Below are 24533 nucleotides of genomic sequence, written 5' to 3'. Positions count from 1 at the left end.
CAATCGGAATCTGGTGCTCTCCGCTCGCGCGGCGTAGCGCCAAACTCGGCAGTCTCCGACAAAGCCGGGGCGGTTCACTGTGCCGGTGCTGCATGAATGGCACACGCGCACCGCCTCGCTGCACGGCGAGCTTGCCGACGCCGAGCCCAGCTTCGATAACCTGCGCACTGCCATCCTCGGCATTAGCCAGCACATCGGCCGCGCGCAGGCTGAAGCGATACTGGCGCGCTTCGGCGCCAAGGCCATCACCGCGAAGCCCAATGTGCCGGGGCTCGACGAGACGCAGTATCCGCAAGCGTTCGCGTTGTGCCTCGAGGTGCTCGCGGGCCGCGTGGACGCCACGTCGTCGGCGGTCGCGTCATGAATACCCCTGTAGCCTCCGCTCAGCACGCGCATGCGCGGCTTTCGCCGTCGTCGGCCTATAGCTGGATCGCGTGCCCGGCTTCCGCCGCCGCCCAACTCGGCCAGCCCGATGAAAGCAGCGAATACGCCGATGAAGGCACGGCCGCGCACACCTTGATGCAGTGGTGCCTTGACAAGGATGCGGACGCGAACGCTTATCTGGGCCGTGTGATCTCGGTCGGCGAGCGCGAGTTTGAAGTCGATGACGAGATGGCCGATGCGGTGCAGCGCTATGTCGACGGCGTGCGCGAACGCATTGCCGAGTTGACGCTCGCCGGGGCCAAGGTGCAGATGCGGGTCGAAGCGCGCCTGTCGATCGAGCACGTCACGGGCGAGCCGGATGCGAAAGGCACCAGCGATACGGTGCTCATCGCCCACTGGCCGGACAACACCGCGGAGATCGAAATTCGTGACCTCAAATATGGGCGCGGCGTCGAAGTGCAGGCCGAGGAGAACTGGCAGGCCATGCTTTACGCTGCGGCTGCCCACGAAACCTATGCCTCGCTGTTCGACATCGCGACGATCAACCTGGTCATTCACCAGCCGCGCCTGACCGAGCAGCCGAGCGAATGGCGGCTCAAGCCCGCCGCTTTGCTCGAATGGATCGATACGGTGGCACGCCCCGCCGCCGAGCGCGCCATGCAGGTCGCAGCGTCCGCTCAACACACGTCATTGCAGCCCGCCGACTTCCATCCCGGTGAGAAGGCCTGCCGCTTCTGCCGGGCCAAGGCGACGTGTCCCGCGCTGGCGACCTACATCGAGGACACCATCCGGACCGAGTTCGAGGTGCTGGCCGACATGACCGAGGCTGACGTGAAAACGCGTGTCGAGCCGCTCGACAACGCGGCGCTTGGGCGCATCTTCCCGGCCCTGCCGTTGATCGAGCAATGGGGCCGCGCCGTGCTGGCGCGTATCGAGAACGAGCTCATGAGGGGACACGCCGTGCCCGGCGCGAAGCTCGTGCAGGGCCGACGCGGCGCGCGCCAGTGGTCCAGTGTCGAAGACGCCGAGAAGCTGCTCAAGGCCATGCGCGTCAAACACGTCCAGATGTACGTGTCGAAGCTTATTAGCCCGACGCAGGCCGAGAAACTCCTCGCGCGCGATTATCCGCGTCGCTGGAAGCGCGTCGAGGCGCTTGTCTCGCAGCGTGAAGGCGCACCCTCGGTCGCTCCGGACTCCGACAAGCGCCCTACGCTCGTCCTGCCATCGCCCGCCGATGAATTCGGGATCGTCACCGAAGACGACGGTCTCGACCTCGTCTGATCTACCTTTGCACAGGGAATCTTGCTATGCCCATCGTTCAGCTTCAAAACGTCCGCCTCGCCTTTCCCGATCTGTTCGAGCCGCGGCAATTCGAAGGCCAAGGGCCATTCAGCTATCGAGCGTCGTTCCTTCAGCCTCAAAGCCAGCCCATACTGCTGCAGCAGGCCGACCACGCGTGGAAGAAGACCACGATGGACAAGGTGATCGCCACGGTCGCTGCGGACACCTGGAAGGCCAAGGCCGAGGCGGTGCTCAAGACGCTCGCCGGCAATCCGCAGAAGATCTGCTGGTACGACGGCAGCCAGAAGGACTACGACGGCTACGCCGACAACTATGTGCTGTCCGCCTCGCGCGCGCAGGACAAGGGACGCCCGCTCGTGCTCGACCGCAACACGGGTCCGCTGACGGAGAAGGATGGCAAGCCCTACGCCGGCTGCTATGTGAACGCCACGGTCGAGCTCTGGGCGCAGGACAACAAATTCGGCCGCGGCATCCGCGCCACCCTGCGCGGCGTGCAGTTCGTCAAGGACGGCGACGCGTTCAGCGCCGGCACGCCGCTGTCGAGCGATGAATTCGAGGATATCGGCGCACCGGCGACGGAGGACGATCTGACCTGAACCATGCGCTGGCTCTTCCGGCTCATCTCACCTCGTTGCATAGCACTACGAAGCGGAGCGCGACGATGAACTACACCCGTTGGACCGATGACGAACTGCGCCGGGCCTTGTGCGCGAATCCGCTGGACCGCGATGCGGCCTCGGAGGCGGCGGTCCGCTTTGCACGGACCGCTCGAACCGATGCCGAGTTCGAAGAACTCGAACAGCAGGTCGAAGACCTGGAGCACCAAGTCGACGAGGCGAAAAGCGAGGCGCAGGCCTATCACGACGACTACAGCGCAGAGTGCACTCGCGCGCATGAGCTCCAACGGCGCGTCAACGAACTCGAAGACGCTGGCGCGGGGCTGCTGTGACCGACGCGCCCGTCAGCTTCATGGACACGGAAACGTACAGCGCCACACCGATCAGGCACGGCATCCATCGCTACGCCGAAAGCGCCGAGACATTGCTGATCGCGTGGGCCGGCATCGACACCGCGGTGCGTGTTTGGGACGTCACCGCGGAGCTGATGCCCGAACGCTTTCGCGTCGAGATACTCGATGCCGATGCGCCGATCGTGGCGCACAACGCCGCGTTCGAGCGCACGCTACTCGCCCACACGATGCCGCAACTCGACATCGCTCCGAGCCGCTGGCGTTGCACGATGGCGCGCGCTTACGCGCACAGTTTGCCGGGGTCGCTCGGGACATTAGCGGAGGTACTGGGACTGCCGGTCGATCGGCAAAAGGATCGCGCCGGCCTGCAGTTGATTCGACGCTTCTGCATGCCCCAGGCGGCGAACCGCACGCTCCGTCGTAAGACCCGTGTAACCCGTCCGATGGAGTGGCAGCAATTCATCGAATATTGCCGGCAGGATGTCGTCGTGTTGCGCGAAATCTGGAACCGGTTGCCCTGCTGGAATATGCCGGCAAACGCGTTCGAACTCGCGGCTTGGCGGTTGGATCAAGAGATCTGCCAGCGCGGGGTCGCCGTGGACATGCGTTTGGTCGAGGGCGCCATCTCGGCCATCGAGCGCGAGCAACAGCGGCTCGCGCAGCGTACCCGTGAAATCACGCACGGCGAGGTGGGATCGACCACCCAGCGGGACCGTCTCATCCGGCATATCGCTCACAGCTACGACATCGATCTGCCCGATCTGACGCCGGCCACCATCGAGCGACGCATCGACGACCCTGATGTCCCGCAAGGCTTGCGCGAACTGCTGACGATTCGCCTGCAGGCGAGCCGCTCCAGCACCGCCAAGTACAAGGCGATCCAGCGTGCCGTGTCCGCCGATGGACGCGTGCGCGGCCTGATCCAATACTGCGGCGCTTCACGCACCGGACGCGCCTCGGGCCGCATCATCAATCCGCTGAACTTCCTGCGGCCAACTCTGCCGCAACACGAGATCGAACTCGGCATCGAAGCGCTCACCTCCGGGTGCGCCGATCTGCTGTTCGACGACGTGATGAACCTCACCGCCAATACGATGCGCGGCGTCATTGTGGCGCCGGCAGGCAAGAAATTGGTGGTCGCCGATCTCGCGAACATCGAGGGTCGCGTGCTCGCCTGGCTGGCCGGCGAGACATGGAAGCTGGACGCCTACCGCGCGTTCGATGCTGGCGAGGGTCCTGATGTCTACAAGCTCGCCTACGCGAAGTCGTTCGGCGTCCGCCCCGACGACGTGACCAAGGAACAACGCCAGGTCGGGAAGGTTATGGAGCTTGCGCTCGGATTCGGGGCCGGAGCCGCCGCGTTCGTCGCCTTCGCCGCCACCTACGGGATCGATCTCGACGTGCTGGCCGAGTCTGCCGCCCCGACCCTCCCGGCCGATGTGCTTGAAGAAGCCATTGCATTCCATGAATGGTGCGGCCGGCACAAGAAAGCAACGTTCGGGCTGTCGAAGAAGGGCTTCGTGGTGTGTGATGCGCTCAAGCGCATGTGGCGCCGCGCGCATCCCGCCATCACGTCGTACTGGCGGGAGACCGAGGACCAGCTGCGGGCCGCGATCAACGCGCCGGCGACGACCCACGATTGCCGCCGCACGCGCATGCGCCGCGACGATAACTGGCTGCGCGTGCGGCTGCCCAGTGGCCGGTTCCTGTGTTACCCGTCGCCTCGCATCGATACGACAGGCGTCAGCTACATGGGCATGAATCAGTACTCGCGTCGCTGGGAACGGGTACGCACGTTCGGTGGCAAAGCCGTCGAGAACCTGGTTCAGGGCGTCGCTCGCGACGTGTTCTATCACGCGGCGCCGATTATCGAAGCCAGCGGCTACGAGATCGTTCTGCACGTCTACGACGAGTACGTCACCGAAGCGCCGGATCGCGAGGGATTCAACGACACGCACCTTTGTACGTTGCTATCGACCACGCCAGCGTGGGCCGACGGCCTGCCGCTCGCGGCCAGTGGGTTTAGCGGCCCGCGATATCGCAAAGGATGACGCCATGCATCGACGGATCCGACAGTGGTGGCTCAAGCGCCGCATCGCCCGTGTGGCCGAGCAACTCGACGGCATCGAGCACGCGCGTAACACGCTCGCTTATCACGAGCGGCTGTTCATCGCCGAGGCGAGCCGCCTGCGCTCCGAACTGCTGAACCTCGACATCCGGAGCCGCCGTGCGCCACGGCCCTGAGATACGCGAGCGCGTGATTGAAGCGCACCTCGTCATGCGCGTGCGTGCGGCGGGCGGGGTCGCCTACAAGTTCACCAGTCCCGCCCGGCGCAGCGTGCCAGATCGCATCGTGATCTTCCCTCGACGGATTGTGTTCGTTGAAGTGAAACGGCCTGGCGGGACGCTCACTCTGGCCCAAGCCCGCGAACATGAACGCCTGCGCGCGCTCGGCTGCGACGTGCGCATGATCGATTCGCGCGTGGCAATCGATCGCTTCATCGCGGAGATCAAGTCATGACGCGCCAGACATTCGTGCCGCACGCGTATCAGCGTTTGATCATCGAACATCAGTCGGAGATCGCGCGCTCGAACGTGTGGGCGTTTATGGGCGCAGGCAAAAGCGTCTGCACGCTGACGGTGCTCGAAGCGCGCTATCGGCAAGGCATCGAGGCCATGCCCACGCTCATCGTGGCGCCGCTTCGGGTAGCGCAATCGACGTGGCCCGACGAATGCAAGAAGTGGGCGCATCTAAGCGCGATGGAAGTCGTGCCGATCATCGGCGACGTCCAGCAGCGCTCGCTACAACTCCGCCACGACGCACCGATCTTCTCGATCAACTACGAGAACCTGCCGTGGCTCATCGATCACTTCAAACACGACGGACGAAGTTGGCCATTCGGAACGGTCATCGCCGACGAGTCGACGCGGCTAAAATCGACACGCGTCTCATACCAACGCAGCGAGAACGGCACGCTGTTCCTCAAGCGATCCGGCGGCAGCGTGCGCGGCCGGGCGCTCGCCGAAGTGGCGCACACGAAGGTACGACGCTGGGTCAACCTCACCGGCACGCCCGCGCCAAATGGGCTTCGGGATCTTTGGTCACAGCAGTGGATGGTGGACGCAGGCAAACGGCTCGGGCGCACCTATTCCGCGTTCGAGCAGCGCTGGTTTCAATCGTTGCCCGGTGATCGTGGCTATCACGACATTCGTCCGCTCCCGCATGCGCAGGAACAGATCCAGGCGGCGCTGGCCGACTGCACGATCTCGCTCGACGCCGCCGACTGGTTCGATCTGCAGCAGCCGATCGTGCGCCGCGTGTATGTCGATTTGCCGAGCCACGCTCGTAGGCTCTATCGCGACATGGAGCGCGAGATGTTCATCGAGATCGATAAGCACGAGGTCGAGGCCGTCAACGCCGCTGCTCGCACGATGAAGGCGCTTCAGTTGGCCAGCGGCGCGATCATCGTCGATGAAAAGAGCGGCTGGCGCGAGGTGCATGACGTGAAACTCCAAGCGCTGGACGAGATCATCGAAGAAGCCGCTGGCATGCCGGTGCTGGTCGCGTACCACTTCAAGTCCGACCTCGCGCGCCTACAGCGTACCTTCCCAGACGGTCGCGTACTCGATCATGAACCGCAGACGATCCGTGACTGGAACGCCGGCAGAATTCCGGTGTTGTTCGCGCATCCGGCCAGCGCCGGCCACGGCCTCAACCTTCAAGACGGCGGCAACATTCTCGTGTTCTTCGCCCACTGGTGGGATCTGGAGCAATTCCAGCAGATCATCGAACGCCTCGGACCCATGCGCCAGTTGCAAGCCGGCCACCGCCGTCCGGTGTTCATCTATCACATCCTTGCGCGCGACACCATCGACGAGGACGTGCTGCTGCGTCTGCAGACCAAACGCGATGTGCAGGACGTGCTGCTCGATGCGATGAAGCGCCGCACGCATGCTTCGAGGAGCCCAGCATGAGGACTGCCGTACCTGACAAGAACGTGCGCAAACTACTTCAACGTTATCCCGAATTCGAAGTCACGCGCACCGATCATCATGTGCGCGTGCGCCACCGTATAAGCCGGGACTTCATCATCATTTCGTTGACGCCTTCGGACTGGCGCAGCTTGCGTAAGGTTGAGCGGGATCTGGCGCATCTTGAAGCGGGCATGGGCTACTTACGACGGTCGGCCTTGCGACGGTCCTGATAGCCGGTCCTGATATGTAATAGCAAGGCGCATGCACCAACTGCAGACTCAAAAGCGACACCTGCGCGCGAACTTGCACCCATTCGACACCCTCAAGTGGCTGTTCTGCGCACACGACGGTATCGTCGCGCTGCGTTTGAACCTGAATAAACCTGAACGCAACCCCGAACATTCCGGGCAGCAACAATGAGGATAACCAATCATGGTTCTAGCACCTACCCCCTCATCGTTGGCGCCCGTCCACTACGTCACCATCGCGCGGGCCGCGAACCTCACCGGCCTCACCGAGAAAGCCATCCGCCGCAAGATCGAGGACGGTAAATGGCTCTCGGGTCGCGAGTATCGCCGCTCGCCCGATGGCGGCATTTTTATTGACTTACGCGCTTACGAGCAGTGGGTCGAACGAGTCGAATGAATCAAATGAGTCGAATGAATAGAACCTCCGGTGGCGTAGAAATCCGCGACACCTCCATGCGCATGCACTTTACCGTGGAAGGCACGCGCTATCGTCCCACGTTGATGATCGACGGCGAGGCCCTGCCGCCCACGCCCGCGAACATCAAATATGCGAACCGCTTGATCATCGAGATCTGCGAGCGCATCCGCACCGGCACCTTCAGCATGATGGAATACTTCCCGGACTCGGACGAAGTCGGTGCGTCCACCGAGTTGACGGTCGAAGCGTGGCTGCTCAGGTGGCTCAAGATGACGCGCGTGGAGACCTCGACTCGACGCGGCTACGTCGGCGGCGTCAAGTTCTGGAGCCGGGCGCGGTGCGACGCCAAGGATCGCCCGATGGGCACGTTGGCGCTGCGGTCGCTCAAGCTCTCGCACATTCTGATGGCGATCGCCGGACGGCCTGAACTCTGCGGCAAGACCATCAACAACTATGTGTCGGTGCTGCGTCAGGCGTTGGCGCTGGCGGTCACCGAGAAGCTGCTGCCCACCAATCTGGCCGAAGGCGTGCCCCGCGCCAAGCACCAGCGTCAGCCAGCCAATCCCTTCTCGCGCGATGAATCCGAAGCGATCATCGCCGAGGCGGCCTTGATCGAACCGCAGATTCACAACTACATCGAATTCTGGTTCTGGTCCGGGTTGCGCACCTCCAAGATGAACGGGCTCGACTGGCGCTATGTGGATTTCTACGGTGACGTGATCTCAATCGAGCGCGTGCTGGTGTGCGGCGAGGAGAAGGATCGCACCAAGACGTCGGAAGCGCGGCTCGTGCGTCTGAACAGCCGCTCACGCGCGGCGCTCCAACGCCAACGCGCGATCACGGCCTTGGCGGGCGGGCGCGTGTTTCAGGATCCACGGCATGGCAAGCCCTGGCATAGCGAGGAGGCGTTCCTGCGGGTGTACTGGTCGCGAATTCTGAAGCGCCTGGGGATTCGCTATCGGCGCCCCTACAACATGCGTCACAGCTACGCGACCAGCATGCTAATGGCGGGAATGACGCCGGCGTTTTGCGCCAAGCAACTCGGCCACACCGTCGAGATGTTCCTGCGCATCTACACCAAGTGGATCGACGGCAACCAGAACGACTTGGAGATGGCGCGGCTGGAGTCGGCGCTGGGCGTGTCGGTGGCAACGGCGGGCGGCTCAGCATCGCCGTATTCACGCTGAAGCGAGGTTCAGTACACCCCAGCCTCTCCGGCGGGGCGACTCTTGAACCGCCGATGGACCCAATAATACTGCTCCGGGCACGGCCGGATCAACGTCTCAAGCAGTGCGTTGATTCGACTCGCATCGAGCGTATCGCTCTCTGAGGGAAACCCGCTGAGCGGTTCGTACACCGTCAGCTTATAGCCCTGGTAATCGGGCAGCACCTGCGTCACGAACGGCACCACCCTCGCACCGGCCAGTTTGGCCAGGCGCGAAACCGAGGTGAGCGTACAGGCGGGGACGCCGAAAAACGGCACAAACACCGAGTTCTCGATGCCGTGGTCCATGTCCGCCGCCAGCATCACGGGGATGCCCGAGCGCAGCAGTCCCACAATCTTTCTCGCACTGGTCGAGCGTTCAATCATCTGCGCGCCAAATCGTCCTCGCTGCCGCCGAGCCACCTCGCACAGCCGCTCGTTCGACATGCGCGTGTACAGCGACGCCGCCGGCAAACGCGTGGAGTAAAGAATGCACCTCACCTCGATACTCACAAAATGAAAGCCCAGAAAAATCGTCGGCGCCGCGTCTTGGGCTTCCAGGTCGATGCGGCTTTCAATCCGCACCAGCTTCTGGAGCGACTGCTCGCTGCCAAACCACTGGATGCCCCGTTCGAAATAGCTTCGAATGACGTGTTGAAAGTGTGCCCGAGCAAGATCATCGTACTCGCGCGCACTCTTGTCCGGAAAGCACAGGCGCAGATTGACCAGCGCGATATGTTTTCGGGAACTCGGAATCGCATACAGCATGGTGCCCACCGCGTGGCCCAGGCGGGCAACCCACCCGTAGGGCAGCACCGCAAAGAGACGCAGCAGCCCCACCGTGAGCGCCAGGCCGAGTTGCCCGACGCATTGCTTCAACAGCGGCACGCGCTCATTTTGACTCGACTTCACTGAAACCCTACCTGTTAGCCTGACCGAACCGGCATTGCTGTCCACCGCCCGATCGTGAAAAATCGACACACATTCACCGCAAGCTAACCGTTAGCTTAGGATTCCGAATTCAAAATTGTCCCTGGCACGTCCCTGAAACGCACGAAATTTCTATAAGTCTCTGATTTTAAAAGACTTATTTGGTGGGCCGGGAGGGACTCGAACCCTCTATCGGTCGATTATGAGTCGACAGCTTATACCAGTTAAGCTTCCGGCCCTTTGAAGATAGGAAGGGCAAAAAAGAAAGCGCCGCTATCGGCGCTTTCTGTCACATCCGAACATTGCGCTGGGCGTTTCTCGAAGGGTAGCGAGTTTGCCTCACAACGCCTCTCAAAACAAGTCCCGTCAGTTGCCCTCGAGGAACGACTTGAGCTTGTCCGAGCGGCTCGGATGACGCAGCTTGCGCAGCGCCTTCGCCTCGATCTGCCTGATCCGCTCGCGCGTTACGTCGAACTGCTTGCCGACCTCTTCCAGCGTGTGATCCGTGCTCATCTCGATGCCAAAACGCATTCGCAACACCTTCGCCTCACGCGGCGTCAGCGAATCCAAAACGTCCTTCACGACGTCCCGCATCGACGCATGCAGCGCGGCGTCCGATGGCGCGACCGTGTTCGTATCCTCGATGAAATCGCCGAGATGCGAATCGTCGTCGTCGCCGATCGGCGTTTCCATGGAGATCGGTTCCTTCGCGATCTTCATGATTTTCCTGATCTTGTCCTCCGGCATTTCCATCTTCTCGGCAAGCGTCGCCGGATCGGGCTCGAGCCCGGTCTCCTGCAGAATCTGCCGCGAGATGCGGTTCATTTTGTTAATCGTCTCGATCATGTGAACCGGAATGCGGATCGTGCGCGCCTGGTCCGCGATAGACCGCGTGATGGCCTGACGAATCCACCACGTCGCGTAGGTCGAAAACTTGTAGCCGCGACGATATTCGAACTTGTCCACCGCCTTCATCAGGCCGATGTTGCCCTCCTGGATGAGATCGAGGAACTGCAAGCCGCGGTTCGTGTACTTCTTCGCGATGGAAATCACGAGACGCAGATTCGCCTCGGTCATTTCACGCTTCGCCTGGCGCGCCTTCAGCTCGCCCGCGGCCATCTGGCGGTTGGTCTCTTTCAGGTCCTTCAGCGGCAACACGACGCGCGCCTGCAAGTCCAGAAGACGCTGCTGTTGCTCGCGAATCGCGGGAATGTTGCGCTCCAGCACCGCGCTGTAGTCGTGACCTTCCGCGACGACCTTGTCGGCCCATTCGAGATCCGTTTCGCTGCCGGGGAAGCGCGTGATGAATTCCGCGCGCGGCATGCCGCACTTGTCGACGACGGTATGCAGAATCTGCCGCTCGACCTGACGCACCTCGTCGACCTGCGCGCGCAGCGTGTCGCACAGGCGCTCGACCGTGCGCGCCGTGAAGCGGATGTTCATGAGCTCGGTCTGGATGGCTTCCTGCGCCTTCAGATATGCCTTCGACTTGTAGCCTTCCTTCTCGTAGGCGCGGCGCATCTTGTCGAACCATTCGCTGATGAGCGCGAACTTCTCGAGCGACTGGAGCTTCAGCGCTTCGAGCTGCGCCGCGTTGGCGCTGGCTTGCGCACTGCCGTCGTCCTCTTCTTCCTCTTCCTCGTCGCCCTCTTCCTCGGTTTCCTCGTCTTCCGATTCGATCGCCTCGGCTTCCTGCTCCGAGAAACCGTCCGTGTCCTGCGCGTTCGGATCGATCAGGCCATCGACGAGCTCATCGACGCGCACTTCCTCGTTCTGTACGCGCTCGGCCATCGCGAGAATATCCGCGATGGTCGTCGGGCACGCGGAGATCGCCATGACCATATGCTTCAGGCCATCCTCGATGCGCTTTGCAATCTCGATCTCGCCTTCGCGCGTCAGCAGTTCGACCGTGCCCATCTCGCGCATGTACATGCGCACCGGGTCGGTCGTGCGGCCGAATTCGGAATCGACGGTGGAGAGCGCGACTTCGGCTTCTTCCTCGACTTCATCGTCGGAAGAGGCGTTCGGCGCGTTGTCGTTCAGAAGGAGCGTCTCGGCATCGGGCGCCTGCTCGTACACCGCCACGCCCATGTCATTGAACGTGCTGATGATGCCTTCGATCGCCTCGGTTTCCGTGAAGTTGTCCGGAAGGTGATCGTTGATCTCGCCGTAGGTGAGGAAGCCGCGCTCCTTGCCGAGCTTGATGAGCGCGCGCAGCTTGCCGCGCCGCTCCTCGAGTTCCTCGACGGTGCCGGGCGCGCTCGACGAGAACGCGTCCTTCAGAAGCGCTTTTTCCTTCGCACGGCGATCGCGGGCCCTGGCCTTTTCGACCTTCGCCGCCGGAGCGGCGCCAGACTCTGCGTTTTGCACTGCGTCGTCTTCGACGGATACATCGTTCAGCTTTTTCGTCATGGAGTTCGCCATACCGGCTCTAGTCTCGACTCGCGGCTGCTGGACAACAGCCGATGGAACCGTGAATACCCAATACGCGCACGCTGCTTTCGTCCTGCGTGCCCTGCCCGGGGCGCCATCGCGGATCGAATGAGTGTTAATCGTCTCTTCGCCCTACCCTCAATGGCAGCCGCTTCCCTTACGCCCGTCTGTACGTCGGCGTGCTTATCCGGCCGTTTCGTGTGATTTATGCGGCCCGCACCACGAAGCTGCACAACACCGCACTCGTCAGCCGACGAAGCCACCGCCCTTCTTCCGCCTCTTGCTCTTACCGCGATACGCTCAAATGCTCTCTGTCAATTGCTCGATGCCAGCCCTACATCTGCCGCTAAAAGTTAGTAAAAACCCGCAAACAGTTGACAAAAAGCAATTCGGTTTGAACTTTTGATTATAGCATTCTCATCTTCCCGCATCCGGGTTCGCGCCGCGCCCCGCCTTGATCTGCGCCACTTTGGCCGACAGGTCCGAAAACTCCGCGACCTCTTCCGCCGACAGGCTCGACTGCCGCGCCAATTGATCCAGCCGCGCCCGATAGCTGTCATGACGCAACTTGACGACCGTCGCCCGCAATTCCTCGGCGAGCAGGCGTCGTTGCTCCTCGACCCGCTGCGCCGCATCCTCATCGGACGGGTCGCGCATCAGCAAATCGCGAACGTTTTCATCATAGGCGAGAATTTCCTGGAAGATATCTTCGTACGTGGGCGCATTTGCTGCATTTCTCAAAACGTCCGAAAGCATCTGAAATTCCGCTTCGCCACCGAGTTCGCGCGCATGACCGATCACCTCGCTGAAAAGCTCGCCGTGCTCGGTCATCGTGACAAGAGTGCGCTCGCTGTCCTGATCGAGCGAACCCGCGATGCCCGGATACATCACCAGATTGCGCAGCGCGCGCTGCTCCTGCCCGGTTACGCGACGGCGCTCGCTCTTAGGCACGTTCGCGCGCGCAACGGCGGCCGCACGCGAATCGATGTCGCATAGCGCGGCGATCTCGGTGAACGGCGTGTCGAGCCGGTCCGCGAGCATATGCAGGATCTGCACCCGCAGCGCGTTCGCGGGCAGCGCCTGAAGCAGCGGCTTGGCGTCGAAGAGCGCTTTCGCGCGGCCTTCCGGCTGCTCCAGTTCCTTGTCGTTGAGCACCTCGTTCAGCAGGAATTGCGACAGCGGCATTGCACGATCTACCTGCTCGCCGAAACCGTCCGTGCCGAACTCGCGCACGTAGCTGTCGGGATCGTGTTCCTTCGGCAGAAAGAGGAACTTGATCGTGCGATTGTCCGCCGCGTGCGGAAGCGCCGCCTCCAGCGCGCGCCGTGCGGCGCGGCGGCCCGCCGAATCGCCGTCGAAGCTGAAGACCACGGTGTCCGTCTGACGAAACAGCTTTTGCACATGAACCGGCGTGCAGGCCGTGCCGAGCGTCGCGACGCCGTTCGCGAAACCAAGCTGCGCGAGCGCGACGACATCCATATAGCCTTCGACGACGAGCGCGTAGCCCAGTTCGCGAATCGCGAGCCGCGCTTCGAACAATCCGTACAGTTCGCTACCCTTGCTGAACAACGGCGTTTCCGGAGAGTTCAAATACTTCGGCTCACCGCCGTCGAGCACGCGTCCGCCGAACCCGATCACGTTGCCTTTCACGTTGCGGATCGGGAACATCACGCGTTCGCGGAAGCGGTCGTAGCGCCGCGCCTGACCCTGCGAATCGGTTTTCTCGCTGACGATCACGAGCCCGGATTCCACCAGGTTTTCATCGCGATAATCGGGAAATGCGGCTTCGAGATTCTGCCAGCCGTCCGGTGCGTAACCCAGCCCGAAACGCGCGGCGATCTCGCCGGTCAGCCCGCGCTTCTTCAGATAAGCGATGGCGTTCGGCGCGCCGCGCAGCTGCTTGCGATAGAAATCGCACGCCGTCTGCATCACGTCCGTCAACGCGACGCTGACCGCCTTGCTCGGCGCGTAGTCACCGCCGCTGCTACCGCCGCCGCGATTGAACGATGACGGTTCCTGCGGCACCGTCAATCCCGCGCCTTGCGCGAGGTCCTTCACGGCCTCCGGAAACGTGAGTCCGGTGTGCTCCATCAGAAAGCCGATTGCGGTGCCGTGCGCGCCGCAGCCGAAGCAGTGATAGAACTGCTTGGTCGGGCTGACCGTGAACGACGGGCTCTTCTCGTTGTGAAACGGACAGAGGCCCATGAAGTTCGCGCCGCCCTTTTTCAACTGGACGTAACGGCCCACCACGTCGACGATATCGACGCGGTTGAGCAAGTCCTGCAGGAATGCGTGCGGGATCACCGGTCAGTCTGCTGCGGACGTCACTTGGCGAGGGCGGCCTTCACCTGCGCGGAGACGGCGGTCATGTCGGCCTTGCCGGCGAGCTTCGGCTTCAGCACGCCCATGACCTTGCCCATGTCCTGCGGGCCCGCGGCGCCCGTCGCGGCGATGGCGGCCTGAACTTCGGCGGCGATCGCATCGACGGAAAGCTGTTCGGGCATGTACGCCGACAACACCGCCAGCTCCGCCTTCTCCTTGTCGGCGAGATCGGTGCGGCCCGCCGCTTCGAACTGGCTGATCGAATCCTTGCGTTGCTTGATCATCTTGTCGATGACGCCGGTGATGCCCGCGTCGTCGAGCGTGATGCGATCGTCGACTTCACGTTGCTTGATTGCCGCGAGCAGCAAGCGAATTGTGCCGAGGCGCTCGGTCTCCTTTGCGCGCATCGCAGTCTTCATGTCGTCGCTGATCTGGTCTTTGAGGCTCATCGTTCACCCGGTGCAATTGCGAAAGTTTGGATTCCGGCTGCGCGCACGACCATCCCGCGAAAGCAAAAACCCGCTTGGGAACGCCTCCTCAAGCGGGATTTAGCAGGACGTTTTCAGAGCGCGAGCCAGAGCGGAGAGAATCCTCCGATGACCGTCCGAGTATAGCAAACGGGTCGGCTTTCCGAGGCTCGTCAAAACCCCGGACTGGCCGCTCACGCGGCCGTCGCCGCGCTGCGCGTGAACTCGGCGGCGGCCTTGCCCGCCGCGACGCCCGACGCCCACGCCCACTGGAAGTTGTAGCCGCCGAGCCAGCCGGTGACATCGACCGCTTCGCCGATGAAATAGAGGCCGGCCACGCGCTCGCTCATCATCGTTGCGGACGAAAGCTCGCGCGTGTCGACGCCGCCGCGCGTGACCTCCGCCTTGCGATACCCTTCGGTCCCGCTAGGCGTGAGCGTCCAGTCCGACAGCGACGCGCCGATCGCGCGCAACGTGCGGTCGGGCAAATCGGCGAGACGCGCATCGACGGGCACGCGCTGCGCCTCCAGCCACGCGTGCGCGAGGCGCGCCGGCACGTGCTCGGCGAGAAAATTGCCGATCTGCTTTTTCGCGCCCGCTTTGGCTTCGATCAGCATGTCGGTGGCGTCGGCATCGGGAAGCAGATCGACGTGGATCGGCTCCGACGTGTTCCAGTAGCTCGATATCTGCAGCACGCCCGGCCCCGACACGCCGCGATGCGTGAGCAGCAGGTCTTCATCGAACTCGCCGCGCATTTTGCCTTTACCCGTGCCGATGCGCACCGGCAGCGAAAGCCCCGACAGCGCAGCGAACGGCGCCCAGTCCGCGGACGTGAACGTGAGCGGCACGAGCGCGGGACGTGTATCGATGAGCTTGTGGCCGAACTGCTTCGCGACGCGGTAGCCGAAGTCCGTCGCGCCGATCTTCGGAATCGACAGGCCGCCCGTCGCGATCACGAGCGCCGCCGCGCCGATCGCGCCCGTAGTCGTGTCGAGCGCGAAACGCGCGCCATCGTGACGAATATCGTGAACGACGACCGGACGCCGCCACGCGACGCGGCCCGCATCGCACTCGCTTTTCAACAGGTCGATGATCGTTTCGCTGGAGTCGTCGCAGAAGAGCTGGCCCTTGTGCTTCTCGTGCCATTTCACGCGATACTGCTTGAGCAGCGCGAGAAAATCGCGCGGCGTGTAGCGCGCCAGCGCGGAGCGGCAAAAATGCGGATTCGCCGACAGGAAGTTGGCCGGCTGCGCGTTGATGTTGGTGAAGTTGCAGCGCCCGCCGCCGGAGATGCGGATTTTCTCGGCGAGGCGTTCGGCGTGGTCGATGAGCACGACGCGGCGCCCGGATTGCGCGGCCACTGCCGCGGACATCATGCCGGCCGCGCCCGCGCCGATGACGGCGATATCGAAAGATTCCATGCCGGCATTCTACCTGCGGGACGCGCTTCGACCGCCGCTGCTATACTTTTCTGTTCCCTCCAGCGCATCACGCTCATGCTAGTTCTAGGCATCGAAAGCTCCTGCGACGAAACCGGCCTCGCGCTCTACGACACCGAGCGCGGCCTGCTTTCGCACGCCCTTCACTCGCAAATTGCGATGCATCGCGATTACGGCGGCGTCGTGCCGGAGCTGGCTTCGCGCGATCACATCCGCCGCGCGCTGCCGCTGCTCGAAGAAGTGCTCGAGAAATCCGGCGCACGGCGCGCCGACATCGACGCCATCGCGTTCACGCAGGGACCGGGCCTCGCGGGCGCGCTGCTGGTGGGCGCGAGCATCGCCAATTCGCTCGCAATGGCGTGGGACAAGCCGACTGTCGGCATCCATCATCTCGAAGGGCATTTGCTGTCGCCGCTGCTCGTCGATGAACCGCCGCCCTTTCCGTTCGTCGCGCTGCTCGTGTCGGGCGGACACACGCAACTGATGCGCGTGACCGATGTAGGCGTCTACGAGACGCTCGGCGAAACCCTTGATGACGCCGCCGGCGAAGCCTTCGACAAAACCGCGAAGCTGCTCGGCCTCGGCTATCCGGGCGGACCGGAAGTGTCGCGGCTCGCGGAATTCGGCATGCCCGGCGCGGTCACGCTGCCGCGCCCGATGCTCCATTCCGGCGACCTCGACTTCAGCTTCAGCGGCCTGAAAACCGCTGTGCTCACGCAGAGTCGCAAGCTCGACAACGTCTGCGAACAGGCGAAAGCGGATCTCGCGCGCGGTTTCGTCGATGCGGCCGTGGACGTGCTTGTCGCCAAATCGCTGGCCGCGTTGAAGAAAACGGGCCTGAAGCGGCTCGTCGTGGCGGGCGGCGTCGGCGCGAACCGGCAGTTGCGCGAGGCGCTGTCGGCGGCGGCGGCGAAGCGGCGTTTCGACGTGCATTACCCCGATCTCTCGCTCTGCACCGACAACGGCGCGATGATCGCGCTCGCGGGCGCGCTGCGGCTTTCGCGCTGGCCGGAGCAGGCCGTGCGCGATTACGCGTTCACCGTGAAGCCGCGCTGGGATCTCACGTCGCTCGCGCGCGCCTGATTTTCATCGCGGCGGGTTGAACGGCTGCACGATGGCTTTGAAGACCGGCAGCGCTTCGCACCGGTCGCTGTGGCCGATCAACATCGGCCAGCGCGTCGGTGTAAATATCTCCGGATGGGCCTCGCGCGCAAAGCGCAGCGCGCACGCCACCGCGATATCCGCGTGACCGATCGAATCGCCGAACCAGAAAGGCGTCGCGCGCGGGGCGCGGTCGGCTTCCAGCGCGTTCAGCACGCGCTCGACCTGCCCTGTACAGCGATCGAGCCACGTCTGCGATTTCTCCTTGTGCATCACGCGTTCGTAGACGAGCGCGACGGCCTTGTCGGCGAGACCCGTCGCGAGCGCGCACACCTTCAGCGCCTGCCACCGCTGCGGCCCGCCCGATGCGACCATCGCGCGGGCGTCGCCAGCCTGTTCGTCGAGATAATCGAGAATCATCGTGCTTTCGATGAGCGCATCGCCCGAATCGAGCACGAGCGTCGGCACGCGGCATAGCGGGTTGTAGGGCGCGATCCTGTCGGCATCGCCGAATGTCGACCACGGGCGATGCTCGTACGCCACGCCGTAGAGCTTCAGCGCGATGGCGACACGCCGCACGAACGGTGAATCGTATTGGCCGATGAGGATCACGATGCGGCTCCGCGTGGTCGTTTGCAGGACGGCCAGTTTAAAGTGGCGCGGGCCCCGGAAACAACCAGAACGCGAACGACGCGCACACGCCCGCGGCCAGCCATACGATCGCCCACGAACCGGCCGCGAGCACGTGCGGAAGGACGAGCGGCGTCACGAAGAAGCTGGCGAACGCGGCCGTGTTTCCCATGCCGAGGGCGGTGCCGGCGCGTTGCGTGCCTGCGAGCGTCGCCAACTCCGTGTACGCGACGCCGTGCCACGCCGAGACGCAGATGCCCGCGAAGACGAGCATCGCCGCGAGCAGCCAGGGCGTGTGCGCGGCGCCATTCGCGATCGCCGCCGCCAACGCGACGAACGATGCCGACGCCACGATCACCGACACCCTCAGGTACGCGCGCCGGTTGCCGTGCCGGTCGGTGTGACGGCCGCTCCAGACACGCATCGCCATCGCGCCGAGCTGGATCGCGCCCATTGTCGCGCTGATCTCCGTCACGCCGAAACGGCCGGCATCGTGCAGGAAGACGGTCGCGAAGGTCACCACCGCGACCTGCGGCACGCACAGGATGCCGATGCCGAGCACGACGCGCCAGACCAGCACGTTCGCGAGCGGCGCGGGGCCCTTGTGCGCCGCCGCGCGATGCGTCGCGGCCGGTGGCTCGCGCAGCCAGCGCCAGGCGAACGCGCCGGACACCGCGCACATCGCCGCGAGCGCGCCGAACACCGCCGCGAAGCCATGCGACGACGCCAGCCACGGCAGCAACGCCGCGCCGATGCCGCCGCCGAGCGGCACCGCGGTCTGCCGGATGCTCATCGCGAGACCGCGCTCGCCTTCGGCGAACCACGCCATCACCGCGCGTCCACTCGATCCGTTCACGCTGCCGCCCAGAACCCCGAGCGTGCACATCGCGAAGACGAGCCAGGCGAGCGTGGCCGACGACGGCACCGCGAAAAGACTCATCGCGACGAGCACGGCGGCGGTCGACAGCAGACCGGTCAGCAGAACGGGACGATCGCCCCAGCGATCCGTCAACACGCCCCACGGAAGCTCCGATATCGCGATCCCGAGCCCCAGCGCGCCCAGCACGAGCCCGAGTTCGCCGTTGCTCAGGTGATAGCCGCCGCGCATCCACACGCCGGTGGTCGGGATGCCCGCCGCCGCAGCCGAAAAGCTGGCGTTGGCCGCCACGCCGACGCCGAGCACTTTCCAGCGATGTCCGACGCCGGATTCGGGGACATCCGTGACGAGAGAGGTGGCCATTGGAAGGTCCATATGCGATTGACTGCACGCAGTTTGCAGGCTTAGCATCGTCCTGAAAATCGCAAAGTTTTTCATCGACCATTCGGAAAATCAGGACGATCGCCATGAGGCAGACGACATTCGATCTCGCGGTGCTACGCAGCTTCGTCGCGGGCATGGATCTGGGCAGCTTCGCCAAGGCGGCGGATCGCGTCGGACGCTCGACGTCGGCGGTGAGCGCCCAACTGCGCAAGCTGGAAGAACAGGCCGGCGCGGTGCTGTTTCGCAAATCCGGACGCGGACTCGCGCTCACCGACGCGGGCGAGGTGATGCTCGCCTATGCGCGTCGTCTCGTCGATCTGAACGATGAAGCTTCGGCGGCGATTCGCGGCGTGGATCTGGAGGGCTGGATTCGGCTCGGCTTGCAGGAAGACTTCGGCGAAGTGGTGTTGCCGGACGTGCTCGGCCGCTTCGCGCGGGCGCATCCGAAGGTGCGGATCGAAGCGCGCGTCGGGCGCAACACGGAGCTTCTGGAGCGCATCGATTCCGGGCAACTCGATCTCGCGCTCGCCTGGGGCCCGACGAGCGTCACCGGCGACAGCAACGCCGCGATGATCGCCGAGCCGATCGCCGCGCCGCGGATGCGCTGGATCGCGTCATCGGCGGTTCCGTGGCACTTCGACGCAGACGAACCCTTGCCGCTCATCGCCTTCGATCGTCCGTGTCTCTTCAACAGCGCGGCGGCGGCGGCACTCGACCGCGCGGGCATCAAATGGCGCGTGGCGTTCACGAGCCCGAGCCTGTCGGGATTGTGGGCGGCGGCGGCCGCGGGTCTGGGTGTGACGGTGCGCACGAGCTACGGCTTGCCGGCGACCGTCCGCGCGATCGACGCCAGTGAATTCGGCCTGCCCGCGTTGCCGTCGATCCCGCTCGCGTTGCATCGCGCTGCGGGGAGCGCATCGCCGCCCGTCGAGCGGCTGGCGGCGCTGGTCGTCGCTTCGGTGCGGGAAGCGCACGTTTCGTCGGAAACGGCGCTCGCCTGAAAAGACTTACGCGTCGCGGCGCTTGTCCCGCTCGATGACCGCGTACGCGCTGTGATTGTGGATCGACTCGAAGTTCTCCGCTTCGAGCACGTACGCGACGATGCGCTGATCCGCGTTCAGGCGCGTCGCGACATCGCGCACGAGGTCTTCTACGAACTTCGGATTTTCATACGCGCGCTCGGTGACGAACTTTTCGTCGGGGCGCTTCAGCAAGCCCCACAGTTCGCACGACGCTTCTTCTTCCGCGATCCGAATCAGTTCCTCGACCGCGATGTCATCGGCGACTTCGGCCGTGATCGTCACGTGCGAGCGCTGGTTATGCGCGCCGTACTGCGAGATCTGCTTCGAGCACGGGCACAGGCTCGTCACCGGCACGAGCACTTTCATCGACATGCGCGTGTCACCGTCGCGGCGCTGCGCGATGAACGTCACTTCGTAGTCCAGCAGGCTTTGCACGCCGGAAACCGGCGCGGTTTTCATCACGAAATACGGCAGCGTGACTTCGATGCGCCCCGAATGCGCTTCGAGCTTCGACAACATCACGGCGAGCAAACCGCGCAGCGCGTGCTGATCGAGCGGATGGCGATTCTCCTCCAGCAGCGCGACGAAGCGCGACATGTGCGTGCCCTTCTGTTCGGCAGGCAGATGCACGTCGAGATTCCACACGCCGACGCTCGGCTTGACGCCGCTTTGCGTCACCACCGACAACGGATGCCGCACGCCTTTCACACCCACGCGCTGAATCGCGATCTGGCGCGTGTCGGGCGTGCTCTGGACGTCGGGCATCACGAAGGCGGGATTCATCTGATTCATTTTGTTATGTCCTTATGCGCCGCGAGCCGGAGAAACGCGAGCGGTTCGAAACGTTGAAGCGCACACGGCGCGGATGGAGGTCCGCGCCGTGTGCCAAAGCGTTGATGCACGACGCGCCCCGAGCGCGCCGTCCGAAGCGATGCGTCAGGCGACGCGCTTCGTCAGCTTGCCTGCGTGCGCGCTTTCGACGGCGTCGACGAAACGCTCGCGAATCGAGCGGACGATGCCGGCCGCGTCGAGCCCCACGCTCGACAGCAGCTTGGCGGGATCGCCGTGATCGATGAAGACGTCAGGCAAACCGAGTTGCAGCACCGGCTTGATGACGCCGCTCGCCAGAAGCGCTTCGACGCACGCGGAGCCCGCGCCGCCCATGATCGCCCCTTCTTCGATGGTCACGATGGCGTCGTGCGTCGCGGCGAGTTCGCGCAGCAGATCGGCGTCGACCGGCTTCACGAAACGCATGTTGGCAACGGTCAGATCGAGCTCTTCCCCGGCGGCCACCGACGGCGCGACCATCGTGCCGAACGCGCAGATCGCGATGCGCTTGCCCGAGCCGAGTTTCTGCGACGACTCACGGCGAATTTCGCCCTTGCCGACGGGAATCGCGGTCATCTGCTTGACCGTCGCGACGCCCGTGCCCGCGCCGCGCGGATAGCGCACGGCCGTCGGGTTTGGCTGCTGCAGCGCCGTGTAAAGCATCTGGCGGCACTCGTTTTCGTCCGACGCGGCCATCACCGTCATGTTCGGAATGCAGCGCAGGAACGCGAGATCGTAGTTGCCGGCGTGCGTCGCGCCGTCCGCGCCGACGAGGCCCGCGCGGTCGATCGCGAACACCACCGGCAGGTTCTGCAGCGCGACGTCGTGAATCAACTGGTCGTAGCCGCGTTGCAGGAACGTGGAGTAAATGGCGACGACGGGCTTCATGCCATCGGCCGCCAAACCGCCCGCGAACGTGACCGCGTGCTGCTCCGCGATGCCGACATCGAAATAACGATCCGGGAAGCGCTTCTCGAACTCCACCATGCCCGAGCCTTCGCGCATCGCCGGCGTGATGCCGACCACGCGCGAATCGAGCGCCGCGGCGTCGCACAGCCATTCGCCGAAGACTTGCGTGTACGTCTTCTTCGAAGGCGTCGCCGCAGGCTTGATGCCTTCGGCCGGATTGAACTTGCCGGGACCGTGATAGAGCACCGGATCGGCTTCGGCGAGCTTGTAGCCCTGGCCTTTCTTCGTGACGACGTGCAGGAATTGCGGGCCGCGCAGTTCCTTGATGTTCTGCAGCGTCGGGATCAGCGAGTCGAGATCGTGACCGTCGATCGGCCCGATGTAGTTGAAGCCGAACTCCTCGAAGAGTGTGGCCGGCACGATCATGCCCTTCGCGTGCTCTTCGAGCTTGCGGGCGAGATCGAGCACCGGCGGCGCATGGCGCAGCACGCGTTCGACGCCCGCGCGCGCGGCGGCGTAGAAACGGCCCGACATCAGACGCGCGAGATGGCGATTCAGCGCGCCGACCGGCGGCGAGATCGACATGTCGTTGTCGTTGAGGATCACGAGCAGCGGCACGTCGTCGGCGACGCCGGCGTTGTTCATCGCCTCGAAGGCCATGCCCGCGGTCATCGCGCCGTCGCCGATCACGGCGATCGAAAAGCGGTTGTCGCCCTGCAGCTTGTTGGCGATCGCCATGCCGAGCGCCGCCGAAATCGACGTGCTCGAATGCGCGGTGCCGAAGGTGTCGTATTCGGATTCGCTGCGGCGCGGGAAGCCGGAAATGCCGCCCAGTTGACGCAGGCCCGGCATCTGATCGCGGCGGCCAGTGAGTATCTTGTGTGGATACGTCTGATGGCCGACATCCCAGACGATGCGGTCATTAGGCGTATCGAACACATAGTGCAACGCGATCGTCAGCTCCACCGTGCCCAGATTGGACGACAGATGGCCGCCCGTCTGGGACACGCTGTCGAGCACGTAGGCTCGCAGCTCGTCGGCCAGCGGTTGCAGTTGGCGGCGATCGAGGGCGCGGAGATCGGCCGGATCGTCGATGGTTTTCAGCAAGTCGTACATCGTCGTCCCATTTTAGGAAAACTGGCGTGATTCGTTCGGCGCGATTGTTTCATCAAAGCTATCGCGCCGTGGGCTTCGTCACGCGTTCAACAATCAATTCACCCGGTTCACGACCAGGTCGGCGAGCTCCGCCAGGCGCTGGCCGCGCGCGCCGAACGGCTGGATCGCGGCATGCGCGTCGCGGCCGAGCTGCACGGCGAGTTCACGCGACGCGTCGAGCCCGATGATCGACACGTAAGTGGGTTTGTCGTGCTGCGCGTCCTTGCCGGCGGTCTTGCCGAGCGTGGCGGAGTCGGCGGTGACGTCCAGAATGTCGTCGACGACCTGAAACGCGAGGCCTACCGCGGCGGCGTACTGGTCCAGCGACGCCAGCGCCTCCGCGCCCGGATGCGCGCCCGCGAGCGCGCCCATGCGCACCGACGCGCGCAGCAGTGCGCCCGTTTTCTTGCGATGCATCGTTTCGAGCTCGGGCCGCGACAGCTTGCGCCCGACGCTTTCCAGGTCGATAGCCTGCCCGCCCGCCATGCCGAGCGAGCCGCTCGCGACCGCCAGTTCGCGTACGAGCGCGGCTTGCTGGGCATCGTTCAGGCCGTTGCCTTCGGCGGTCAGCGCGACGAACGCTTGCGATTGCAACGCGTCGCCGACGAGCAGCGCCGTCGCTTCGTCATATTGGATGTGTACCGTGGGCTTACCCCGGCGCAGCGCGTCGTCGTCCATGGCGGGCATGTCGTCATGCACCAGCGAATAGACGTGAATCATCTCGAGCGCCGCGCTCGCTGCTTCCACGGCTTGCGCGCTCGCGCCGGTCAGTTCGCCCGCCGCGTGGACCAGGAGCGGTCTCACCCGCTTGCCGCCGCCCAGCACGGCATAGCGCATGGCCTCGTGCAGGCGCGCGGGCGCGACGTCCGTGCCCGGAAGCGTGTGTTCGAGTGCGGTCTCGACGCGGTCGAGCGTCGCGCGCATCCATTGTTCGAAGGTCATAGGTCGTCGTCCCCGCTGTCGTTTCCGGCTCCTGCACTCTGGGTCGCACGCTTTACCTCGGCGGGCAGCGGCTTGAGCGTCTCGCCGTCGAGAACGCGCACCTGCTGCTCGACTTTTTCGAGCTGCTGTTGGCAAAAGCCCACAAGCGCCGCGCCGCGGCGATATGCCGCGAGCGATTCCTCGAGACTCAACGCGCCCTCTTCCATGCGCGCTACGAGCGATTCGAGTTCGGCCAGCGCCGCCTCGTAGTTCTGCGGAAGCTGCGCGGCGTCCGGGCTCTCTACGTCGGCGCCGGATTTCTCGTCTGTTTCCTGGGCAGCGGTCTTCGCCATGAATCGTGGATGTGCAATTGAATTTTTGGAACCAAGTCGCACATTCTACGGCAAAAGCCAAATTTTCGACCTGCATCCGGTCTATGCGGAACGGCTAGCACTGCGTTGCGGCATTCTCCGCCAATCCTTGCGGCGGCGTGTCCTCCACGGTCGTATGCCGCGCCGTTGCGAGGACCTCCCGCGACAATTTATACCCAAATCAAGACCTTAAGCGCCCCTCTGTGGCGAATTTCGGTATAATCGCGGGCTCCCTAAATCGAA

25 protein-coding genes and 1 tRNA gene are annotated in these 24533 nt (G+C 64.1%); 14 read left to right on the top strand and 12 right to left on the bottom strand.

Annotated features, from left to right (window positions below; translation table 11 throughout):
* Positions 1–79: 79 nt before the first annotated feature.
* The 12 genes from AWB75_RS27095 (at position 80) to AWB75_RS27050 (ending at position 8484) form a co-directional block, all read left to right on the top strand.
* A complete protein-coding gene (locus AWB75_RS27095; RefSeq protein ID WP_061127107.1) occupies positions 80–364 on the top strand; it encodes a hypothetical protein in 285 nt (94 codons plus the stop codon).
* Entirely contained in the window at positions 361–1665 is a 1305-nt protein-coding gene (locus AWB75_RS27090) for a DUF2800 domain-containing protein (RefSeq protein WP_061127106.1), read from the top strand. The genes AWB75_RS27095 and AWB75_RS27090 overlap by 4 nt, the downstream gene beginning before the upstream one ends.
* A 26-nt stretch (positions 1666–1691) precedes the next feature.
* Complete coding sequence (locus AWB75_RS27085) at positions 1692–2282, top strand: ssDNA-binding protein (protein ID WP_061127105.1); 591 nt, start codon at positions 1692–1694, stop codon at positions 2280–2282.
* A gap of 65 nt (positions 2283–2347) precedes the next feature.
* Positions 2348–2635, top strand: coding sequence for a hypothetical protein (locus tag AWB75_RS27080; protein WP_061127104.1), 288 nt, complete (start codon positions 2348–2350; stop codon positions 2633–2635).
* Positions 2632–4707 (top strand): DNA polymerase, encoded by a 2076-nt coding sequence (locus tag AWB75_RS27075; protein WP_235012260.1) that lies wholly within the window; start codon positions 2632–2634, stop codon positions 4705–4707. Before AWB75_RS27080 ends, AWB75_RS27075 begins: the two co-directional genes overlap by 4 nt.
* A gap of 4 nt (positions 4708–4711) precedes the next feature.
* A complete protein-coding gene (locus AWB75_RS27070) occupies positions 4712–4900 on the top strand; it encodes a hypothetical protein (RefSeq protein ID WP_061127103.1) in 189 nt (62 codons plus the stop codon).
* Positions 4884–5177, top strand: a complete 294-nt coding sequence (locus tag AWB75_RS27065) for a PDDEXK family nuclease (RefSeq protein ID WP_200823040.1) — start codon at positions 4884–4886, stop codon at positions 5175–5177. Before AWB75_RS27070 ends, AWB75_RS27065 begins: the two co-directional genes overlap by 17 nt.
* On the top strand, positions 5174–6631 hold the full coding sequence (locus tag AWB75_RS27060; protein WP_061127102.1) for a DEAD/DEAH box helicase: 1458 nt from the start codon (positions 5174–5176) through the stop codon (positions 6629–6631). Before AWB75_RS27065 ends, AWB75_RS27060 begins: the two co-directional genes overlap by 4 nt.
* Positions 6628–6861: a hypothetical protein gene (locus AWB75_RS37285; protein ID WP_143746510.1), complete on the top strand. Its 234-nt coding sequence runs from the start codon at positions 6628–6630 to the stop codon at positions 6859–6861. Before AWB75_RS27060 ends, AWB75_RS37285 begins: the two co-directional genes overlap by 4 nt.
* A gap of 31 nt (positions 6862–6892) precedes the next feature.
* Positions 6893–7051, top strand: a complete 159-nt coding sequence (locus tag AWB75_RS37780) for a hypothetical protein (protein ID WP_159462810.1) — start codon at positions 6893–6895, stop codon at positions 7049–7051.
* 12 nt (positions 7052–7063) lie between these two features.
* Positions 7064–7276 carry a hypothetical protein gene (locus AWB75_RS27055; RefSeq protein ID WP_061127101.1) on the top strand — a complete coding sequence of 71 codons (213 nt, stop codon included), beginning with the start codon at positions 7064–7066 and terminating at the stop codon, positions 7274–7276.
* Positions 7273–8484, top strand: coding sequence for a site-specific integrase (locus AWB75_RS27050; RefSeq protein WP_235012259.1), 1212 nt, complete (start codon positions 7273–7275; stop codon positions 8482–8484). The genes AWB75_RS27055 and AWB75_RS27050 overlap by 4 nt, the downstream gene beginning before the upstream one ends.
* An 8-nt stretch (positions 8485–8492) precedes the next feature.
* On the opposite strand, the gene AWB75_RS27045 is transcribed toward AWB75_RS27050, so the two are convergent.
* The 6 genes from AWB75_RS27045 to AWB75_RS27020 form a co-directional block, all read right to left on the bottom strand.
* Positions 8493–9380 carry a lipid A biosynthesis lauroyl acyltransferase gene (locus AWB75_RS27045; RefSeq protein WP_061127113.1) on the bottom strand — a complete coding sequence of 296 codons (888 nt, stop codon included), beginning with the start codon at positions 9378–9380 and terminating at the stop codon, positions 8493–8495.
* A 213-nt stretch (positions 9381–9593) separates the two neighbouring features.
* Positions 9594–9670 (bottom strand) — tRNA-Ile (locus AWB75_RS27040).
* Positions 9671–9797: 127 nt separating this feature from the next.
* Positions 9798–11855 carry an RNA polymerase sigma factor RpoD gene (gene rpoD, locus AWB75_RS27035; RefSeq protein WP_087086882.1) on the bottom strand — a complete coding sequence of 686 codons (2058 nt, stop codon included), beginning with the start codon at positions 11853–11855 and terminating at the stop codon, positions 9798–9800.
* A gap of 426 nt (positions 11856–12281) precedes the next feature.
* Positions 12282–14168: a DNA primase gene (gene dnaG, locus AWB75_RS27030; protein ID WP_061127099.1), complete on the bottom strand. Its 1887-nt coding sequence runs from the start codon at positions 14166–14168 to the stop codon at positions 12282–12284.
* A gap of 20 nt (positions 14169–14188) precedes the next feature.
* Positions 14189–14635, bottom strand: coding sequence for a GatB/YqeY domain-containing protein (locus tag AWB75_RS27025; RefSeq protein WP_061127098.1), 447 nt, complete (start codon positions 14633–14635; stop codon positions 14189–14191).
* Positions 14636–14847: 212 nt separating this feature from the next.
* Positions 14848–16074 (bottom strand): BaiN/RdsA family NAD(P)/FAD-dependent oxidoreductase, encoded by a 1227-nt coding sequence (locus AWB75_RS27020; RefSeq protein WP_061127097.1) that lies wholly within the window; start codon positions 16072–16074, stop codon positions 14848–14850.
* A gap of 75 nt (positions 16075–16149) precedes the next feature.
* On the opposite strand from AWB75_RS27020, the gene tsaD reads away from it, so the two are divergent.
* On the top strand, positions 16150–17175 hold the full coding sequence (gene tsaD / locus AWB75_RS27015; protein ID WP_061127096.1) for a tRNA (adenosine(37)-N6)-threonylcarbamoyltransferase complex transferase subunit TsaD: 1026 nt from the start codon (positions 16150–16152) through the stop codon (positions 17173–17175).
* A 3-nt stretch (positions 17176–17178) separates the two neighbouring features.
* On the opposite strand, the gene AWB75_RS27010 is transcribed toward tsaD, so the two are convergent.
* Both AWB75_RS27010 and AWB75_RS27005 read right to left on the bottom strand, forming a co-directional pair.
* A complete protein-coding gene (locus tag AWB75_RS27010; RefSeq protein ID WP_061127095.1) occupies positions 17179–17805 on the bottom strand; it encodes a glutathione S-transferase family protein in 627 nt (208 codons plus the stop codon).
* Positions 17806–17842: 37 nt separating this feature from the next.
* Entirely contained in the window at positions 17843–19063 is a 1221-nt protein-coding gene (locus AWB75_RS27005; RefSeq protein WP_061127094.1) for an MFS transporter, read from the bottom strand.
* Positions 19064–19167: 104 nt separating this feature from the next.
* Here AWB75_RS27005 and AWB75_RS27000 point away from each other — a divergent pair, with 104 nt between their 5' ends.
* The gene (locus AWB75_RS27000) at positions 19168–20085 is read left to right on the top strand and encodes a LysR substrate-binding domain-containing protein (RefSeq protein WP_061127093.1); all 918 of its coding nucleotides are present in this window, start codon (positions 19168–19170) and stop codon (positions 20083–20085) included.
* Positions 20086–20091: 6 nt separating this feature from the next.
* On the opposite strand, the gene folE2 is transcribed toward AWB75_RS27000, so the two are convergent.
* The 4 genes from folE2 to AWB75_RS26980 form a co-directional block, all read right to left on the bottom strand.
* Entirely contained in the window at positions 20092–20898 is an 807-nt protein-coding gene (folE2, locus tag AWB75_RS26995; protein WP_061127092.1) for a GTP cyclohydrolase FolE2, read from the bottom strand.
* A 144-nt stretch (positions 20899–21042) separates the two neighbouring features.
* On the bottom strand, positions 21043–22959 hold the full coding sequence (dxs, locus tag AWB75_RS26990; RefSeq protein ID WP_061127091.1) for a 1-deoxy-D-xylulose-5-phosphate synthase: 1917 nt from the start codon (positions 22957–22959) through the stop codon (positions 21043–21045).
* A 93-nt stretch (positions 22960–23052) separates the two neighbouring features.
* Positions 23053–23940 (bottom strand): polyprenyl synthetase family protein, encoded by an 888-nt coding sequence (locus AWB75_RS26985; protein WP_061127090.1) that lies wholly within the window; start codon positions 23938–23940, stop codon positions 23053–23055.
* Positions 23937–24272 carry an exodeoxyribonuclease VII small subunit gene (locus AWB75_RS26980; RefSeq protein ID WP_061127089.1) on the bottom strand — a complete coding sequence of 112 codons (336 nt, stop codon included), beginning with the start codon at positions 24270–24272 and terminating at the stop codon, positions 23937–23939. The genes AWB75_RS26985 and AWB75_RS26980 overlap by 4 nt, the downstream gene beginning before the upstream one ends.
* Between the last annotated feature and the right edge of the window lie 261 nt (positions 24273–24533).

The organism is Caballeronia catudaia, assembly GCF_001544755.2.
Lineage (GTDB): Bacteria > Pseudomonadota > Gammaproteobacteria > Burkholderiales > Burkholderiaceae > Caballeronia > Caballeronia catudaia.
Note: the sequence above shows the minus strand (reverse complement) of the source record. Positions and strands in the feature narration are given on the sequence as shown.

Bases quoted from the DNA above. Each gene is read 5' to 3' on its own strand.
- AWB75_RS27090 (WP_061127106.1), top strand. From the start codon at position 361: ATGAATACCCCTGTAGCCTCCGCTCAGCACGCGCATGCGCGGCTTTCG.
- AWB75_RS27085 (WP_061127105.1), top strand. From the start codon at position 1,692: ATGCCCATCGTTCAGCTTCAAAACGTCCGCCTCGCCTTTCCCGATCTG.
- AWB75_RS27080 (WP_061127104.1), top strand. From the start codon at position 2,348: ATGAACTACACCCGTTGGACCGATGACGAACTGCGCCGGGCCTTGTGC.
- AWB75_RS27070 (WP_061127103.1), top strand. From the start codon at position 4,712: ATGCATCGACGGATCCGACAGTGGTGGCTCAAGCGCCGCATCGCCCGT.
- AWB75_RS27060 (WP_061127102.1), top strand. From the start codon at position 5,174: ATGACGCGCCAGACATTCGTGCCGCACGCGTATCAGCGTTTGATCATC.
- AWB75_RS37285 (WP_143746510.1), top strand. From the start codon at position 6,628: ATGAGGACTGCCGTACCTGACAAGAACGTGCGCAAACTACTTCAACGT.
- AWB75_RS37780 (WP_159462810.1), top strand. From the start codon at position 6,893: ATGCACCAACTGCAGACTCAAAAGCGACACCTGCGCGCGAACTTGCAC.
- AWB75_RS27055 (WP_061127101.1), top strand. From the start codon at position 7,064: ATGGTTCTAGCACCTACCCCCTCATCGTTGGCGCCCGTCCACTACGTC.
- AWB75_RS27050 (WP_235012259.1), top strand. From the start codon at position 7,273: ATGAATCAAATGAGTCGAATGAATAGAACCTCCGGTGGCGTAGAAATC.
- rpoD (WP_087086882.1), bottom strand. From the start codon at position 11,855: ATGGCGAACTCCATGACGAAAAAGCTGAACGATGTATCCGTCGAAGAC.
- AWB75_RS27025 (WP_061127098.1), bottom strand. From the start codon at position 14,635: ATGAGCCTCAAAGACCAGATCAGCGACGACATGAAGACTGCGATGCGC.
- AWB75_RS27020 (WP_061127097.1), bottom strand. From the start codon at position 16,074: ATGGAATCTTTCGATATCGCCGTCATCGGCGCGGGCGCGGCCGGCATG.
- tsaD (WP_061127096.1), top strand. From the start codon at position 16,150: ATGCTAGTTCTAGGCATCGAAAGCTCCTGCGACGAAACCGGCCTCGCG.
- AWB75_RS27005 (WP_061127094.1), bottom strand. From the start codon at position 19,063: ATGGCCACCTCTCTCGTCACGGATGTCCCCGAATCCGGCGTCGGACAT.
- AWB75_RS27000 (WP_061127093.1), top strand. From the start codon at position 19,168: ATGAGGCAGACGACATTCGATCTCGCGGTGCTACGCAGCTTCGTCGCG.
- folE2 (WP_061127092.1), bottom strand. From the start codon at position 20,898: ATGAATCAGATGAATCCCGCCTTCGTGATGCCCGACGTCCAGAGCACG.
- dxs (WP_061127091.1), bottom strand. From the start codon at position 22,959: ATGTACGACTTGCTGAAAACCATCGACGATCCGGCCGATCTCCGCGCC.
- AWB75_RS26985 (WP_061127090.1), bottom strand. From the start codon at position 23,940: ATGACCTTCGAACAATGGATGCGCGCGACGCTCGACCGCGTCGAGACC.
- AWB75_RS26980 (WP_061127089.1), bottom strand. From the start codon at position 24,272: ATGGCGAAGACCGCTGCCCAGGAAACAGACGAGAAATCCGGCGCCGAC.